Here is a 15,921-nt window from a genome sequence, read left to right on the forward strand (position 1 = left end):
TCCAAACGGCGTATCAGGCAAAGGGCGCGGGTATCACCGAATCGGGCAGAGGAATCCCGCCATCTGCCGTGCAGGTGCGAGGAGTTCAGGGATGATGCACTGGTTCGAAGGGCCGCTGGCCGCTTTTGACACCGAGACAACAGGCGTGGATGTCGAGGAGGACCGGATCGTTTCGGCCGCCCTCGTCGTCCAGGACACGGCGGGCGGACGGCTCCGCGTCACCCGCTGGCTGGTCAATCCGGGGATTCCGGTGCCCGTCGGGGCCACCGAGATCCACGGTCTGACCGACGACCATCTGCAGCGCAACGGCCGGTGGCCCGCGCCGGTCGTCGAGGAGATAGCCCGGGCGCTGGCCGAGCAGTGCGCGACGGGGCGGCCGCTCGTCGTGATGAACGCGCCGTTCGATCTGACGCTGCTGGACCGGGAGCTGAGGCGCCACCGGGCCTCGTCACTGGCCGGGTATCTGGGGAACGCGCCGCTGTGCGTGCTGGATCCGCGGGTCCTGGACAAGCATCTGGACCGTTACCGCAAGGGCCGCCGCACGCTGACGGACCTGTGCGAGCTGTACGAGGTGGTGCTGGACGGGGCGCACGACGCGGCGGCCGACGCGGCGGCCTCGCTGGAGCTGGTGCGCGCGGTGGGGCGGCGGTTCTCCACCCGGCTGGAGCGGCTGAGTCCGGCGGAGCTGCACACACGGCAGGCGGTGTGGCACGCGGCGCAGGCGCGCGGTCTGCAGGCGTGGTTCGAGAAGAGCGGCACTCCGGAGGCGGTGGATCCGTCGTGGCCGCTGCGTCCCGAGCTGCCCGCGGCGGCCTGATCCGGGACCGGGTACGCGAAAGCCGGTCCGTCGGTGTGCTGACGGACCGGCTTTTCCCGGGTGGGCGATACTGGGTTCGAACCAGTGACCTCTTCGGTGTGAACGAAGCGCTCTCCCACTGAGCTAATCGCCCGGGAACGGGTTGAACCATACAGGGCCCGGCGGGGTACGTTCAAACCGCTTGGAGCCATGCCGTCAGTCCACGGCGTCCGGAGCGCATCATCAGCGTGTGATTGGCGCGGAAGAAGAGGCGTCCGGGCACGGCGAGGCGGCGCAGGAGCGGTTTGCGGACGTCGGCCTCCTGCTCGTACAGGACGCGGCTGCCGCCGTCGTGCGGGGTGACGGTCCAGCGGGCCCAGCCGTCGAGATCGCCGTTCATGGCGGCTTCGAGGACGCGGGCGCGGGGGTCGTGGCGGCTCTGCCGGAGGGTCATGACGAGGTCGTACGGGAGCAGCGAGCGGAAGCGTGCCGTGGCGGTGGTGTCGTCGACGGGGGTGACCGCGCGGACCTGCGGCCACCACCGGGGGTAGTCCTCGGCGCGTTCGAGCGCCGCGTACACGGCGTCGGGCGCGGCGGGCAGATCCCAGACGCTGGTGAAACGGTAGTGGTTGCGGTCCATGGGTCCAGTCTGCGCGTGCGGGGCCTACTCAGTGCCGGAACTGAGTATCCGAGCGCATGTACGAGCGCGTGGCCGCCGCCACACTCCGGTACATGGAACATGTGCCGCCACCCGCCGAGGAATTGGCGCTCCTCGACCGAGAACTGGTCCAGCTGGACGCCCGCAGGATCCAGCTGCTGAACCGTCGTGCCTGGCTGCTGAGTGTGCTGCGGCCGCCGGTCGCTCCGCCGCCGTTCACGGCGCCCCCCGCCCGGCCCCTCGCCCGGCCGTCCGTCTGGGGGCCGCCGGGCGGTGCGGTGCCGGCTGGTCCGGTGGCCGCTTCGTCCTCCGTGCAGAACGTGCTGCTGGTCCTCGGTGGTCTCCTGCTGACGATCGCGGCGATCGCCTTCACCCTGTTCAGCTGGGGCGAGATGGGCATCGCGGGCCGTTCGGCGGTCCTCGCGGCGGTGACGGTCGGCGCGCTCGTGGCGCCCGCGCCACTGCTGCGCCGGGGCCTGACGTCGACGGCCGAGGCGCTGGCCGCGCTCGCGCTGGTGCTGACGGTGCTGGACGCCTACGCGCTGCACGCGGTGGCGGCGCCGGACACGGACGGGCCGGCGTTCGCGGCCGTCGCGTCCGCCGTGCTCGCTTCGGTGTGGGCGGCGTACGGCCTGTGGCTCGGGCGGCTGCGGCTGCCGCTGCCTGCGGCCGTGGTGGCGGGCCAGTTGCCGCTGCTGCTGTGGGCGTGGGCCGCGGGTGCGCCCGCGGTGGTCTTCGGGTGGGCGCTGCTGGTGACGGCTGCGGCGGGTGTGCCGGTGGCGCTGCGGGGCCGGGGGCTCGCGGTGCGGGTCACTGCGGCCGTCGGGGCGTCGATGACCGGGGCGGTCGCGCTGCTGATCGGTCTGGCCCTGTCCGTGTCGGCCGGCGGTCCGCTGTCGGCCGTGGGCCCGGGAGCGCTGCTGCTGGCGGGTGCGGGGGTGGCCCTGGCCGGGGCGTGGCGCGCGCCGAAGGAGTGGGCCGTGGCCGCGGGTGCGGTGGCGGGTCTGGCCTCGGTGGCCGCGGTGGGCGGTGTGCTGCGTACGGGACTGCCGTGGAACTGGTCGGTCGTGGTGTATCTGCTGTGCGGCATCGCGTTGTTGCCGGTCCTGCGGGTTCGTGTCCCGCGGCCGGTGGGCCGGGGTGTGCTGGGTGCGTCCGCCGCTGTCACGGCGGGTGCGCTGGTGTGGGCGTCGCCGGTGGTGGCGGCGGTGCTGCTGGGGCCGGTTTCGGTGCTGGCGGATGTGTGGTCCGGTGCGCCGGAGGGCTTCCGGGGTGCGTTGGGGCCGTCGATGTCGTGGCCGGCGTCGGCCGCGTCCCCGGTGGCGCTGGTCCTGGTGGCGGGTGTGCTGGGCGCGCTGCGTCTCGGGTGGGCGCGGGGGATGTTCGCGGTGCCCCGTCCGGGGTGGCCGGTGGCCGCGGGGGCCGGAGCGACGGTCCTGGGGTGGGGTGCGGTGCTCGCGCTGCTCGCGGTGGCGGATGTGCCGTACGCGGTGGCGGTGGGCGTGGAACTGCTGCTGGTCGCGGGGCTGCTGGAGCTCGCCGTGCGGCGGGGGTCGGGTGCCCTGTCGCTGACCGCTCTGGTGTGCGGCCTGGTAGGTGCGGTGAGTGCGGGACTGCTGGCACTGGCCGCCGAGCCGGCCACGTACGCCGTGTTCGGGGGCCTGCTGGTGCTGTTCGCGGGTACGGCGGCCCGGTCGAAGGCTGTCGTGGTCCGGTCGGTGCTCGCCGTCGGCTCGGTGCTCTGCGCGATCGTGGTGGCTTCCGCGGCGGGGGCGTCGCTGGGGTGGACTGCGCCGCAGGTGGCTCCGGTGGTGCTGGTCGTCCCCGCGGTGGCGGTGCTGCTCGGGGCGCGGCTGCGGGTGGCGGCGGTGGCGCTGTCGCTGGAGGCCGCCGGGGCGTTCGGCGCGCTGGTGGCCGTGGGGCTCGCAGTGACGGACGCGCCGTTCCTCGCACTGGTGCTGGCCTTGTGCGGGGTGCTGGCCGCCGGGACCGCGTTGCGGCCCGAGCGCCGGCCGGCTGCGGGGTACGTGGCTGCGGTGCTGTTCGTGCTGGCCACGTGGGTGCGGCTGGTGGCTTCGGGGGTGTCGGACCCGGAGGCGTACACCCTGCCGGTGTCGGTGGCCGCGTTCGCGGTGGGGTGTCTGCGCCGTCGCAGGGACCCGGCCGCGTCCTCCTGGGTGGCGTACGGCCCGGCCCTGTCGATGACGATGGTGCCGAGCCTCGTGGTGGCGTGGTCCGATCCCGGCTGGCTGCGCCCGTTGCTGCTGGGTGTGGCGGCGCTGGTGGTGACGCTGGTGGGCGCCCGGCTCAGGCTGCAGGCCCCGTTGGTGCTGGGCGGTTCGGTCCTGGCGCTGGACGGGCTGCACGAGCTGGCGCCGCATGTGGTCCAGGTGTTCGACACGCTCCCCCGGTGGGCGTTCCCGGCGCTCGCCGGGCTGCTGCTGCTCGCGGTCGGTGCGACGTACGAGCAGCGGCTGCGCGACGCGCGCCGGGTGCGGGAGAGCCTGGGGCGGATGCGTTAGGGCATCCTGTCGCCGACGAGCGCGAGGTTCTGGATCGCGGCGAGTCCGTACAGGGCGGTGGAGTTGGTGCTCACCCAGGCCGCTTCACCGCCCTCGACGAGTCCGGTCGGGCCCTCGATCTTCTTGGTGCTCCAGTCGGTGCTCTCCTTGTAGTCCCAGGCGTCGTTGCTGCTGTAGAACTGCTTCCACGCCCGGGTGGCGAGGGTGACGTCGCCGGTCTGGGCGGCGGCGTAGGCGTCCTGTCGTGAGTGGCCCTGGAACAGCAGCAGGGTGCCGAAGTTACTTCCGTAGCGTGCGGCCTGTTCGGCCTTGGTGGCGTTGAAGTAGCGGCAGTAGTCGATCCAGGCGGCCTTGAAGGCCGGCATGTCGATCATGTCGATGAGTTCGGCGTTGAGTTCGACGAGGCCGAACATGGCCGACAGGTGCGAGACTCCGACCGCGGGCTTGTCCGCGACGGCGAACCTGCCCGTGTCGAGGTCGTAGAGGCCGACGCCCTGGACGAATCCGTTGGGCTGCGCGGCGATGGTCTCCATGGTGGAGAGCACCCGGTCCCTGGCCTTCTCCCACTTGGGTCCGCGCCGTTCCCACTCGGTGAGCCAGGCGGAGACGAGGCCGCTCCAGTCCGTGCCGAAGCCGATGGACAGGGCGTGGCGGTCGGGGGTGTACGGCTCGGTCCGGATCTTGCGGATGGGGTCGAGGGCCAGGAAGGTCTCGTCGGAGTCGACGTTGGCGTGCATGAGGTCGCCGACGCGCTCGTCGGCGGTGAGGAAGTAGAACATCCGGCGGTAGGTGGTGTTGGCGATGCGCTGCTGCTTGGCGCTGTCGGCGTAGTGCTGGACACCGTGGCGGGTGCCGAGTCCGGCCCATTTGCCGAGGTGGTAGACGTCGACCTCGCCGGTGTGCCGGGTCATGGCTTCGGCGAAACGGTAGATGTCTGCGCGGCCGGAGCGCATGTACGCGTACCAGAGCCAGAGGTCGGGCGAGAGTTCGGAGTTGTCCCAGGCGTAGCCGCCGACGTCGTAGCACCACTGGTGCCGGCTGGGGTCGTAGGTGTGCATGATGTCGCCGTAGTCCCAGAAGCCGTACCAGCGGCGCATCTCCACCTGGTCCTTGTAGTACGTGAAGAGGAAGTCCAGGTGGTCCTCGATCTTCGACTTGGCGGCGGTGGACCGGTCGGGTTCGGCGAAGAGTCCGCCGAAGACCTTGGCCTGGACGAGCTGCTTGGGCGGGGCGGCGAGCTGGGGCGGGGTGCGGACGGCGTCGACCTGCTGGGCGAGGGTCTCGGCGGCGGGGGTGGACTCGTTGGCCCAGAAGAGGAGTTCGCTGGTCCGGGCGATGCCGTACGGGGTTCCGAAGCCGGGTTCGTAGTCCTCGTAGGTGATGTTGAGGCCTTCGAGCTGTTCGGCGTAGGTGTCCTGGTCCATGCCGTCGTGGTAGAAGCGCAGGTCCATGGGCTGTGCTTCGGGTGACCAGAGCCAGAGGGTGACCTCGGCCGTGTCGGTGTGGGCGTCGCGGATGTCGAGCTGCGCGGGGTGCTTCTCCCAGAAGTCTCGGAGTCCGAAGGAGAATCCGCCGGTGGGTCCTCCGACGTATCCGAAGCCGGAGGCCCGCCTGCCGCCTCCCGCCGGGATCCAGCCGTGGCCCTTCTTGGTGCGCTTGCGCAGTCCGAAGCCGTCGGCGGAGAGCTGGGAGAGGGTGTAGTCGCCCCACTCGGGGATGTACTGCAGGCGGCTGGTGACCCGCTGGTCCCAGGTGGCGGGGTCGGGGAGCTTCTGTCCGGCGAACTGGGCCTCGCGGACGGCGGCGCCGGGGTCGCGGCGCAGTCCGGTGATGCCCTTCACGGCTTCGCGCAGGAGTCCGGTGCCGTCGCCGCCGATGCGGATGTGGCGGTCGTGGGCGGCGTCGCGCATCGGGACGCTGAAGCGGACGCCGAGGCCGCGGATGAAGTCGCCGCTCGCCTTGCCGGGTTCCTGGGTGCCGTCGTAGGTGATGGTGTGCATCATCCGGAAGGAGTCGGCGCCGGCGTAGAAGTAGAAGCGTACGGAGAAGGGCATCCAGGAGCGGGAGCCCTTGCGGTGCTTGCCGTCGATGCGGACGACGGCGCGGACGGGGCCGTCCTGTTCGATCGCGGCCTCCTCGATGACGCTCTCGAAGCGCTCGTACTTCTCGTTGCCCTGGTCGCCGTCCTCGATCTCGTTCTGGCGGAGCAGGACGAGCCGGCCGTTGCCGGCGATCTCGGTGGAGCCCCGGGTGACGGTCTTGACGAGGGCGGAGCCGTTCGTGCCGAGCTGCGCGGTGATCACGCCGGTGGAGACGGTGATGGTGCCGCCCGAGCGGGTGGCGGTGACCTTGTTCTTCGGGGCGGCGGGGGTTCCGGTGGTGAGGGCGAACTTCTTGGCGGTGACCTCGGGGCCGACGGCGTGCGCGGTCCACTTGAGCGAGCCGTCCGGCCAGTAGCCGATCGGCCAGGTCTGCACCGGGACGTCCTTGCCGTCCTCGGTGGCCAGCGCGAAGGTCTGGTCCTTGGCGTAACGCCCCTTGGGCCAGGGCACGCCGAGGGTGGATCCGGGGGCGGCGCCGAGGCCGCCGGACTCCAGCCAGGTGAGGGCGACGGGGTCGGCGGCGCCGCCGTCGGCGCTCTGGGCCGCGGTGGCGGTGCCGGAGCCGAGGGACCAGCTGAGCTGTGCGGCCGCGCCGGCAGCCGCTGCGGCCTTCAGGAGTGTTCTGCGGGGCATCCTGGACATGGTTGTGCCTCTCTCCGTGCGGATCGGGGACAGCGAGAAGGTGGTGCGAGGGGGCTCAGCGGGCGAGCCGCGCCTCCACGGCGGTGGCGGCGGCCGCGACGGCCCCGATGACGGGCACGGCCAGCGGCAGCACCAGGGCTCCGGAGAGCACGACGACGGCCATCCCGCAGACCAGCAGGAGCGAGCCGGCCGGGTCGCGGACCGTGCGGCGGCCGGCGTCGGCCAGCAGCGGGCGCCAGGTGGTGCCGGGTTCCCAGCACGCGGCGGCGCGTACCACGGCGACCAGGAAGCCGATCAGGGCGAGGATGCCGACGGCACCCACGAGCGGACCGCCGGGCAGCCCGGCCCGTACGGCTGCCAGGTCCAGCAGCAGCAGGGCTCCGGCGGCCCATACGGACAGGCCGACGAGCCAGCCTCCGCGGGCCGCGGCGAGGACGTCGGCGGCGAACTCGCGCAGGCCGCCGCGCTCACCGGCCAGATGGCGGCGCAGGTGTCGTGCCCCCGCGGCGAACGCGGCGGGGAACGTGAGGAGCGGCAGGGCCGCGACGGCGATCCATACGCCGGTGAGCAGGCATTCGGAGAACAGGCCGAAACGGTCCATGACGTGCGAACGCCGGGTCGCGGTGCGGGTCTTCGTCGTCACGGCGCGCCTCAGCCCTTCAGGCCGGAGGTGGCCATGCCGTCGATCAGGTAGCGCTGGAAGGCCAGGAAGAAGGCCAGCACGGGCAGGAGGGCCACCAGCGACATGGCGATCATGCCGCCGTAGTCGGCGACGGCGTCCTGGTCGATGAACATCTTCAGGCCCATGGAGACGGTGTACTTGTCGGGCTCGTTCAGATAGAGCAGCGGGCCCATGAAGTCGTTCCACGCGTTGATGAAGGTGAAGATCGCGCTGGTGATGAGCGCCGGCCGGCAGAGCGGCATGACGATCGACCAGTAGATCCTCAGGTGTCCGCAGCCGTCGAGCCGTGCCGCCTCGTCGAGCTCCTTGGGCAGGCCGCGCATGAACTGCACCATCAGGAAGACGAAGAACGCGTCGGTGGCGAGGTACTTGCCGATCAGCAGCGGGGTGAAGGTGTTGATCAGCTCCAGCTTCTGGAACAGCACGTACTGCGGGATGATCAGCACGTGGTACGGCAGGAGCAGGGTGCCGATCATGATGGCGAACATGGCGTTGCGGCCGGCGAAGCGGACCTTCGCGAAGGCGTAGGCCGTCAGCGAGCACGACAGCACCACCCCGATCACCGAACCGACGGCGATGTACGTCGAGTTCAGGAAGAACGTCGATATCGGGATGTCGGCGATGCCCTCGGTGAGCCGGGTGTAGTTGTCGGTCACCGGGTCGGCCGGGAACAGGTCCAGGGCGCCGATGATGTCCGAGCTCGGCTTGAACGAGGCCCCGAACGTCCACACGACCGGGTAGAGGACCACCACGAGGAGGACCAGGGCCCCGAGGTGCCAGGCCAGTGCGCCGGCACCCCGGCGTCGTACAGCAGCTGCCAGGAGACTCATCGGCCGCCCTCCTCGTAGTGCACCCAGCGCTTCTGGGACCAGAACAGCACGGCGGTGACCAGGCCCACCGCGACGAGCAGCAGCCATCCCATGGCGGAGGCGAAGCCCATGCGGCTGTTCACGAAGCCCTGGTCGTACAGGTAACAGGTGTAGACGAGCGTCGCGTCGGCCGGTCCGCAGGAGCCGTTGCTGACGATGTAGGCCGAGCCGAAGATCTGGAACGAGTGGATGGTCTCCAGCAGGACGTTGAAGAACAGCACCGGCGAGATCATCGGCAGGGTGATGTGGAAGAACCTGCGCCAGCGGCCGGCTCCGTCCACCTCGGCCGCCTCGTACAGCTCCCGGGGGACCTGTTTGAGACCGGCCAGGAAGATGACCATCGGAGCGCCGAACTGCCAGACGGTGAGGGCGACCAGCGCATAGATGATCATCTCGGGGTCGCCGATCCAGCCACCGGTCTCGACGCCGAACAGCTTCTGCGTACGGTCGACGACGGCGTCGTCCGAGAACAGTGCGCGCCAGACGATGGCGGCCGAGACGCTCGCGCCGATCAGCGACGGGGCGTAGAAGGCCGCCCGGTAGAAGGACTGGCCCCACCGCTTCTGCGCGAGCAGCATGGCGACGGCGAGTGCCGCGGCCAGTTTGACCGGGGTGCCGATCAGTACGTACCAGGAGGTGACCTTGACCGACTGGCGCCACCGGGGGTCGGCGAACATGTCGGTGAAGTTCTGCAGGCCGATCCAGCGTGGTGCGTCGAACAGGTTGTACTCGGTGAACGAGAGGTACAGCGAGAACACCATGGGCCCGGCGACCAGGAACAGGAAGCCCGCGATCCAGGGCGACATGAACAGGTAGCCGGCCAGGTTGTCGCCGCGGCCGGGCCGCTTCGGGCCGACGGGTGGCGCGCCTTCTCCGGGACCGTTCCGCCGCTCGGCGGGACGGTCGCTCCCAGGGGCGAGGGCGCCCGGGGAGGTCTGGATGTGAGTCACCGCGTTCCTCTCAGTTCGAGGCGAGGGCGGTCTTCGCCTCGGAGAAGAACTGCTTCACGGAGTCCTTCGGCGAGGCCTTGCCCAGGGACAGGTCACCGGCGATGCGCAGGAAGGCCGCCTCGATCACGTCGGCGCCGGCGGGGTGCGGGGTGATGGGCTCCAGTACGCCCGCGTCGGCGATCTCGGTCTCGTACGCCTCGATGGCCTTGCTCGGCGCGTCGGTGGGCCGGTACGCCTCGAACTGGGCGGTGGTGGCGGGGACTCCGCGGTCGTAGCCCATGATCCGGGCGACCTCGGGCTCGTGCGTCATGAAGCCGATGAAGGTCGCCACCTCGGCGGGGTGCTTGGTGCGGGCGGAACCGCTCAGCATCAGCGAGCCGAGGTACTGGCCGGTGCGCTTGCCGTCGGTGCTGGGGATGGGGGCGAGCCCGTAGCGGCTCTTGCCCTCGGCGCTGTAGCGGATGGAGAAGTTGTCCCAGGTGAACTCTCCTGAGGCCATGCCCCGGGCGAGTGCGGAGGCCGGCTTGATCTGCTCGACCTTCTTGGGGTCGGCGTAGATGCCGGACTTCACCCGGGCGAGGGCCTCGGTCCAGTACGGCAGCAGTTCGGCCTCGCCGAAGCCCATGCCGTCCTCGGTGAAGAAGGCCTTGCCGTTCTGGCGGAGGATCAGGTCGTAGAGGTACATCACACCGTGCGGGCCGACGTCGCCCGCGATCTTCTGGCCGTCCCGGATCTTCTCCAGGCCGGCGTACCAGTCGTCCCAGGTCCAGCCGATCTCCGGGGCGATGCCCGCCTTCTCGTAGACCGCCTGGTCGATGACCAGGGCCATCGAGTTGCTGCCGACCGGCACACCGAGCAGCTTGCCGTCGATGTCCGCGAACTTCTCCAGCCCGGCACGGAAGCCGTCGAGGCTGAGGTTGCCCTTCTCCACCTGGGGGCTGAGGTCGAGAAGGACGTTCTTCGCCTCGTACTTGCGCAGGAAGGTCACGGCGTTCTGGATGACGTCGGGCGGGTTGCCGCCGGCCGCCTGGGTGTTGAACTTCTTCCAGAAGTCCGGGTACTGCTGGAAGTCCGTCTTCACCTTGATCTTCGGGTGCTTCTTCTCGAAGAGGGTGACGCACTGCTGGATCTTCTTCGCCCGGTCGTCGGCACCCCACCAGGAGTGCCGGATCGTGACCGGCCCTCCGGAACCGCTGCCGCCGGTGCCGCAGCCGGCTGCGGTCAGTCCGAGGCCGGCCGCCGAGAATCCTGCCAGCTTCAGCATCTGCCGCCGGTCGATGCCGCTGTTCCGAGACATAGCTCGCCCCCATCATTCGCGATTGAATCGTTTTAGAAAGCGCTTGCTGGGCAAAAGTAAGGAGCCGCACCGGGCACGTCAACGGTTCGGACGAAATTTCGCGGCGGGGCGCGCCCCAGGAGGTGGCGGGGCGGCGTCACGGGGGTTGACCGGCGGCCGCGACGGGAGCATGCGGAAACGCCGATGGCCCGGAAGCTTCAGTGAAGCTTCCGGGCCATCGGTCCGGGGTGGGCGATACTGGGTTCGAACCAGTGACCTCTTCGGTGTGAACGAAGCGCTCTCCCACTGAGCTAATCGCCCCGGCGCACCGCAAACATTACCCCATGTCAGCGGTGCGTCCGGACCACCGCCGGGTCACTCGTGGATCTTCCACGGCATCGTGATCCCGAACTTCCAGACGTATATCCCGACCAGCACCGCGATGATCACGAGCCCCACCGTGGTGAGGATGATGTTGCGCCGCCGGACCTTGGGATCGAGGGCCCGCTGGGCGGCCTCGGTGACCTTGCGCCTGGTCCAGCGCAGGACGAGCTGCGCCCAGACGAACTCCGTCGCCCAGATCGCCATGCCGCCGAAGATCACCAGCCACCCGGGGCCGGGCAGCGGCAGCATCACGATGCCCGCCCCGACCACGGCGAGGCCGACGACGAAGATGCCGACCTGCCAGCTCAGGTGAAGAAGCCTGGATGCCCGGATGAACCCGGGCGCCCGCGACCCCAGCTCACGCTCCGCCTTCTGCCCGTCCCCCGTAGCGGATCCACGGGCCACCGAAGCGGCGACCTCTTTCCGCTCGTCACTCTCCGCGTTCATGAAGCCCAACCTACCCGACCGGCGATCGTCACCGGAATGGACGCATGACCCAAAGTTACACACCGCCGCACGAGCGACCCGAAGCATCACAAATAGGTCAGAGGGGTTTACAACGCCACCGTAGGTGGCATGTCGATTTCGCCGACGTGCGAATCCCCGAGCGCACACTGAGCGAAAGGCCCTGGCGCTTATGAACACCACGGTCAGCTGCGAGCTGCACCTGCGCCTCGTTGTGTCGAGCGAGTCCTCACTGCCTGTACCCGCGGGCCTGCGGTATGACACGGCCGATCCCTATGCCGTGCACGCCACCTTCCACACCGGAGCGGAGGAGACGGTCGAGTGGGTTTTCGCCCGTGACCTCCTTGCCGAGGGGCTGCACCGGCCCACCGGCACCGGAGACGTCCGCGTCTGGCCATCTCGAAGTCACGGCCAGGGCGTCGTCTGTATCGCACTGAGCTCCCCGGAGGGCGAAGCCCTGCTGGAAGCCCCGGCCAGGGCCCTGGAGTCGTTCCTGAAGAGGACCGACGCCGCGGTCCCGCCCGGCACCGAGCATCGTCACTTCGACCTCGATACGGAGCTCTCACACATCCTGGCCGAGAGCTGAGCCAGGCCGAGAGCTGCGGGCCGCCGTCCGACTCGGGGAGACGGCGTCACGCGGACAACCTCATACGGCAGACGCCGACGCCGTCGCCGCGGAACCCACCGCGGCGACGGCGTCGGCGCGCCCGGGGCGGGCGGGTGCGGCAGTGCGGGCGGGCAGGCGGCGACGGTGACCGACCGGGCCCCGCAGCCCGGACCCGGTGCGGCTTCGCGGTCGGGCGCCGTCGCGGCCCGGCGGCCGGTGTCTCCACGGAGGTCGGACGCCATGACGGCCCCCCCCCTCCTCGGCACCGCACCGGCCGCCGCGGCACCGCTGCACCTGTCGTCACACAGGCCTCATCCGCACCACTGGCACCGGGGCGCGGCCCTCAGGACAGTCGCTGGAGCCGCCAGGCGGCCGCCTCTGGCTCCCGCCGTACGCTCGGCCGACCAGAGTGCCGCCGTCTCCCCTACAAGCCCGCTCCGGGCCTTGGGTGCCTTCGCCGAAGCAGTAGAGTCAGCCGGCATCGGCGGGCGCCCGTCCGCCGGAGGCCAGGGAGCGAAACGTGCTGATCCCACACGACACCCGGATCGCCCTCGACACGGTGGTCGATCTGGTGAACACCGCACCGGAGAGCGAGCCGGGCGACGGGCTCGCCGACACCGGCGCGCTCTACGCCTTCGCGGAACGCCATCTCATCAGCGGCGTCGGCGTGCTCGGCGAGAAGGACCTGCGCGCCGTGCAGGACGTACGCGGCCGGTTCGCGGACATATTCGCGGCGCCCGACGCCCGTACCGCCGCCGACCTCGTCAACGGGCTGGTGGCCGCCGCGGGCACCACGCCGCAGCTGACCGACCACGACGGCTACGACTGGCACGTCCACTACTTCGCGCCGGACGCCTCGATCGCGGACCACCTCGCCGCCGACTGCGGCATGGCCCTGGCCTTCATCGTCGTCGCGGGTGAGCAGGAACGGCTGCGGCGGTGCGAGGCGCCGGACTGCCGGCGCGCCTTCGTCGACCTGTCGCGGAACCGCTCCCGCCGCTACTGCTCCAGCCGCACCTGCGGGAACCGGCTGCACGTCGCCGCGTACCGGGCCAGGCGCAAGGAGGCGGCGGCCGACTGACGGCCCCCGTACACGGCGACGCGGGAGGCGGCGGACCGGCCGTGGGCCCGTGCGGAACGCGGGCCGCGATCCACCGGGCCGGGCGCCCGCTCACAGCAGGAACAGATCATGCAGCGCGGCCATCAGCAGCAGACCGCCGATCACCGTCAGAAAGATCATCAGGGGTGGCTGGGACAGCGCGAAGAGGCAGCCACGCGGCTCTTCGGCAGGGGATACGGGGGCTTCGCCCCGGGATACGTCCACCATCTCGTAGTGATCATGACGCAGTGGCACCCCTGTTGGCGATCAACACTCCTTTCCGCGCGGCGAGTTCACCCCCTACGGGCTGCGCGGATTCGCTCCGGCGTCCGGCCTTCCCCCATATTTTCGCCTCGGGCCCCATCGCCCGGCCCTGCAGGTCAGCGCGGGGCGGCGCTGGACGCGCGCACGACGAGCTCCGGCTGGAGCACCACGCTGCGGTGCCGGTGGCTTCCGTCCTCGTCGTCCGCCTCCTCCAGGAGGAGTTCCGCGGCCATCCTGCCCATCACCATGGCGGGCTGCCGCACGGAGGTGAGCGGCACGGCCGCCGCTGCGGCGAATTCGATGTCGTCGTAGCCGACGATCGCGACGTCCTGCGGCACGCGCACCCCCGCGGCGTACAGCGACTGCAGCACACCCAGCGCCAGCAGGTCGTTGGCGCAGAAGACGGCGGTCGGCCGTGGCACGAGGCCGAGGAGGCGGGCGCCGGCGTCCCTGCCCGCCGCTACGTCCAGGCGGTCCGAGGGGATCTCGACGAGGGCCTCGGGGCCGAGTCCCGCATCGGCGAGCGCGGCGAGTGCCCCCTGTCTGCGGTCCCTGATCTGGTGCAGGTCCCCGGGACCGCTCACGTAGGCGACCGTGCGGTGGCCCGCCGACACGAGGTGCCCGACCGCGAGCATCCCGCCGCGCACGTCGTCCACGGAGACGGCGCAGGTCTCGGTGCCCGACGCGACCCGGTCCATCAGCACGTAGGGGATGCGGTGGCGGGCGAAGGCTTCGAGGTTGCCCCCGGTGGCGTCGGCGGGGGTGACCAGCACGCCGCAGACCCGCTGTTCGGCGAAGAGCCCGAGGTACTCGGCCTCCTCCTCCGGGCTCTGGCCGCTGTTGCAGACCATGACGCCGAGGCCGGCCTCCCGGGCCGCACGCTCGGCGCCACGGGCGACGTCGACGAAGAAGGGGTTGCCCATGTCGAGGACGAGCAGGGCCATGATGCGGCTGCGGCCGGCCCGGAGCTGCCGGGCCGACTCGCTGCGTACGTAGCCGAGCTCCTCGATCGCCGCCAGCACCCGGGCGCGGGTGTCAGGCAGCACCGCCTCGGGGCGGTTGATCACGTTGGAGACCGTGCCCACCGAGACTCCGGCCTGCCGGGCCACGTCCTTGATCCCTGCCACACGCGCCACTTGCCCTGCCCCACTGATGCACTCGGCCGCCACGCGTCGGCGCGGCGTGTCCCTAAGTCGTACGGACGGAGTCGTGCGGACGTCCGGCGAGGTCCGTCACGCGCCGCCGTCCAGGCTCCACGCCCTCGAATTGAAATGTTTCAATTCGTTCGGGACGCTAGCCCCACCCCCGGGACACCGTCAAGATCGAGGAGGCGCGACCCGAATATACCGACGCGCGACGCCCAGCCACGGAGCCGGGTGCGCGGGGCAGGGCAGGAATCGGCATGAATCGATTCATATTGGGAGCGTCACCACGCCGCCCGGTGCGGGGGCGGCGTCAGATGCCGTGCTTCTTCAGGATGGCCTCGATGTCACTGAAGTCCTCGCCGGCCGGAGCCTGCCGCTTCTTCGCGGGCCTGCCCTGCGTCTGCGGGGCAGGTGCGGCGGCACCGGATGTCAGTGGGGGCGCCGATGCGGCGGGGGCGACGGCGGCACCCCGCGACGCGGCCCGTGCGGCCCGCCGTTCCTTGCGGGTGCCACCACCGCGTCGCTCCACGGCGCGTGTGGTCATGAAGAGCAGCCAGGCCACCCCCAGCAGGCCGAACCCGATCCAGACGCTCGGCTCGAAGGCGATGTCGGACACCCATTCGACGACTCCGGTCATCACGAGTCCGACCGGCACGAGCGAATACGCGGCGATCCTGGTCGCGGCGAGGAAACGCTTGCGGTACGCGGTGATCGCGGCAATGCCCAGGCCGGCGACCGACACCGCGGCACAGATGGTCTCGGCAAGCATCGGGGCCTCCTGCAGTCGGGACGTGTCCCTTCCATCCTGCACCGGCCGCCGCCGCAGGGGCCACGGCCCGGGGCCGCATCAGGGACATTTCAGGGCCGCGGTCCTCCCCAGGTGCCGATTGGGACGCGCAGGTCCGGCCTGGAAGACTGATTCCATGAGCGATTCCACCTCCGCAGCGCCGGTCGTCCTCGACATCTGGTGCGAGCTCGAATGCCCCGACTGCCATCAGGCCCTCTCCGACGTCCACGCCCTGCGCGCCCGCTACGGCGACCGGCTGGAGGTCCGGCTGCGCCACTTCCCGCTGGACAAGCACAAGCACGCGTACGCCGCTGCGCAGGCCGCCGAGGAGGCCGTCGAGCAGGGCAAGGGCTGGCCGTACATCGAGGCCGTGCTGGCCCGTACCGCCGACCTCGCCCGCACCGGTGAGCCGCTCCTGATCGACGTCGCACGCGAACTGGGTCTGGACGCCGAGGAGTTCGACACGGCTCTGATCGACGGCCGGCACCTGCTGATCGTCGACGCGGACCAGGCCGAGGGCAAGGCGATCGGCGTCACCGGCACTCCGACGTATGTGATCGGCGACGAGCGGCTGGACGGCGGGAAGAGCCAGGAGGGGCTGCGCGAGCGGATCGAGGAGATCGCCGACCGGCTGCTCGCCGCCCGGGACTGACCTCCGGGCCTCCGGGACCTC

Annotated in this window: 15 protein-coding genes and 2 tRNA genes; 5 read left to right on the plus strand and 12 right to left on the minus strand. The window is 70.9% G+C overall.

The window, feature by feature from the left end; genetic code table 11:
• Positions 1-91: 91 nt before the first annotated feature.
• A complete protein-coding gene (locus OG524_RS06205; RefSeq protein ID WP_405391941.1) occupies positions 92-817 on the plus strand; it encodes a 3'-5' exonuclease in 726 nt (241 codons plus the stop codon).
• 61 nt (positions 818-878) lie between these two features.
• Here the strand turns inward: OG524_RS06205 and OG524_RS06210 are convergent.
• Both OG524_RS06210 and OG524_RS06215 read right to left on the minus strand, forming a co-directional pair.
• A tRNA-Val gene (locus OG524_RS06210) sits at positions 879-950 on the minus strand.
• Between the two features lie 39 nt (positions 951-989).
• Positions 990-1,436, minus strand: a complete 447-nt coding sequence (locus tag OG524_RS06215) for an SRPBCC family protein (RefSeq protein ID WP_405809381.1) — start codon at positions 1,434-1,436, stop codon at positions 990-992.
• Between the two features lie 92 nt (positions 1,437-1,528).
• Between OG524_RS06215 and OG524_RS06220 the strand changes: the two genes are divergently transcribed.
• Complete coding sequence (locus tag OG524_RS06220; protein WP_405809383.1) at positions 1,529-3,976, plus strand: SCO7613 C-terminal domain-containing membrane protein; 2,448 nt, start codon at positions 1,529-1,531, stop codon at positions 3,974-3,976.
• On the opposite strand, the gene OG524_RS06225 is transcribed toward OG524_RS06220, so the two are convergent.
• The 7 genes from OG524_RS06225 to OG524_RS06255 form a co-directional block, all read right to left on the minus strand.
• A complete protein-coding gene (locus tag OG524_RS06225; RefSeq protein ID WP_405391938.1) occupies positions 3,973-6,720 on the minus strand; it encodes a Tat pathway signal sequence domain protein in 2,748 nt (915 codons plus the stop codon). The two genes, OG524_RS06220 and OG524_RS06225, sit on opposite strands and share 4 nt — an antisense overlap.
• 55 nt (positions 6,721-6,775) lie before the next feature.
• Positions 6,776-7,321: a hypothetical protein gene (locus tag OG524_RS06230; protein ID WP_405393304.1), complete on the minus strand. Its 546-nt coding sequence runs from the start codon at positions 7,319-7,321 to the stop codon at positions 6,776-6,778.
• A gap of 50 nt (positions 7,322-7,371) precedes the next feature.
• Entirely contained in the window at positions 7,372-8,232 is an 861-nt protein-coding gene (locus tag OG524_RS06235) for a carbohydrate ABC transporter permease (protein WP_405391937.1), read from the minus strand.
• On the minus strand, positions 8,229-9,221 hold the full coding sequence (locus OG524_RS06240; RefSeq protein WP_405391936.1) for a carbohydrate ABC transporter permease: 993 nt from the start codon (positions 9,219-9,221) through the stop codon (positions 8,229-8,231). Before OG524_RS06240 ends, OG524_RS06235 begins: the two co-directional genes overlap by 4 nt.
• A 10-nt stretch (positions 9,222-9,231) precedes the next feature.
• Positions 9,232-10,518 (minus strand): ABC transporter substrate-binding protein, encoded by a 1,287-nt coding sequence (locus tag OG524_RS06245; protein WP_405391935.1) that lies wholly within the window; start codon positions 10,516-10,518, stop codon positions 9,232-9,234.
• 228 nt (positions 10,519-10,746) lie between these two features.
• A tRNA-Val gene (locus OG524_RS06250) sits at positions 10,747-10,818 on the minus strand.
• A 54-nt stretch (positions 10,819-10,872) separates the two neighbouring features.
• Positions 10,873-11,328, minus strand: coding sequence for a TIGR02611 family protein (locus tag OG524_RS06255; RefSeq protein WP_405391934.1), 456 nt, complete (start codon positions 11,326-11,328; stop codon positions 10,873-10,875).
• A 190-nt stretch (positions 11,329-11,518) separates the two neighbouring features.
• Here OG524_RS06255 and OG524_RS06260 point away from each other — a divergent pair, with 190 nt between their 5' ends.
• Positions 11,519-11,932, plus strand: coding sequence for an SsgA family sporulation/cell division regulator (locus OG524_RS06260; RefSeq protein ID WP_003959770.1), 414 nt, complete (start codon positions 11,519-11,521; stop codon positions 11,930-11,932).
• A gap of 541 nt (positions 11,933-12,473) precedes the next feature.
• On the plus strand, positions 12,474-13,034 hold the full coding sequence (locus OG524_RS06265; RefSeq protein ID WP_405391933.1) for a CGNR zinc finger domain-containing protein: 561 nt from the start codon (positions 12,474-12,476) through the stop codon (positions 13,032-13,034).
• Between the two features lie 90 nt (positions 13,035-13,124).
• On the opposite strand, the gene OG524_RS06270 is transcribed toward OG524_RS06265, so the two are convergent.
• The 3 genes from OG524_RS06270 to OG524_RS06280 form a co-directional block, all read right to left on the minus strand.
• Positions 13,125-13,280, minus strand: a complete 156-nt coding sequence (locus tag OG524_RS06270) for a hypothetical protein (protein ID WP_384500643.1) — start codon at positions 13,278-13,280, stop codon at positions 13,125-13,127.
• 152 nt (positions 13,281-13,432) lie between these two features.
• Positions 13,433-14,452, minus strand: coding sequence for a LacI family DNA-binding transcriptional regulator (locus tag OG524_RS06275; RefSeq protein WP_405391932.1), 1,020 nt, complete (start codon positions 14,450-14,452; stop codon positions 13,433-13,435).
• A 319-nt stretch (positions 14,453-14,771) separates the two neighbouring features.
• On the minus strand, positions 14,772-15,230 hold the full coding sequence (locus OG524_RS06280) for a hypothetical protein (RefSeq protein ID WP_405391931.1): 459 nt from the start codon (positions 15,228-15,230) through the stop codon (positions 14,772-14,774).
• A gap of 154 nt (positions 15,231-15,384) precedes the next feature.
• On the opposite strand from OG524_RS06280, the gene OG524_RS06285 reads away from it, so the two are divergent.
• Positions 15,385-15,900 carry a DsbA family protein gene (locus tag OG524_RS06285; RefSeq protein WP_405391930.1) on the plus strand — a complete coding sequence of 172 codons (516 nt, stop codon included), beginning with the start codon at positions 15,385-15,387 and terminating at the stop codon, positions 15,898-15,900.
• Positions 15,901-15,921: the final 21 nt, after the last annotated feature.

The sequence above is a fragment of the Streptomyces sp. NBC_01520 genome (assembly GCF_045040375.1).
In the GTDB taxonomy this organism is placed as follows: Bacteria; Actinomycetota; Actinomycetes; order Streptomycetales; family Streptomycetaceae; genus Streptomyces.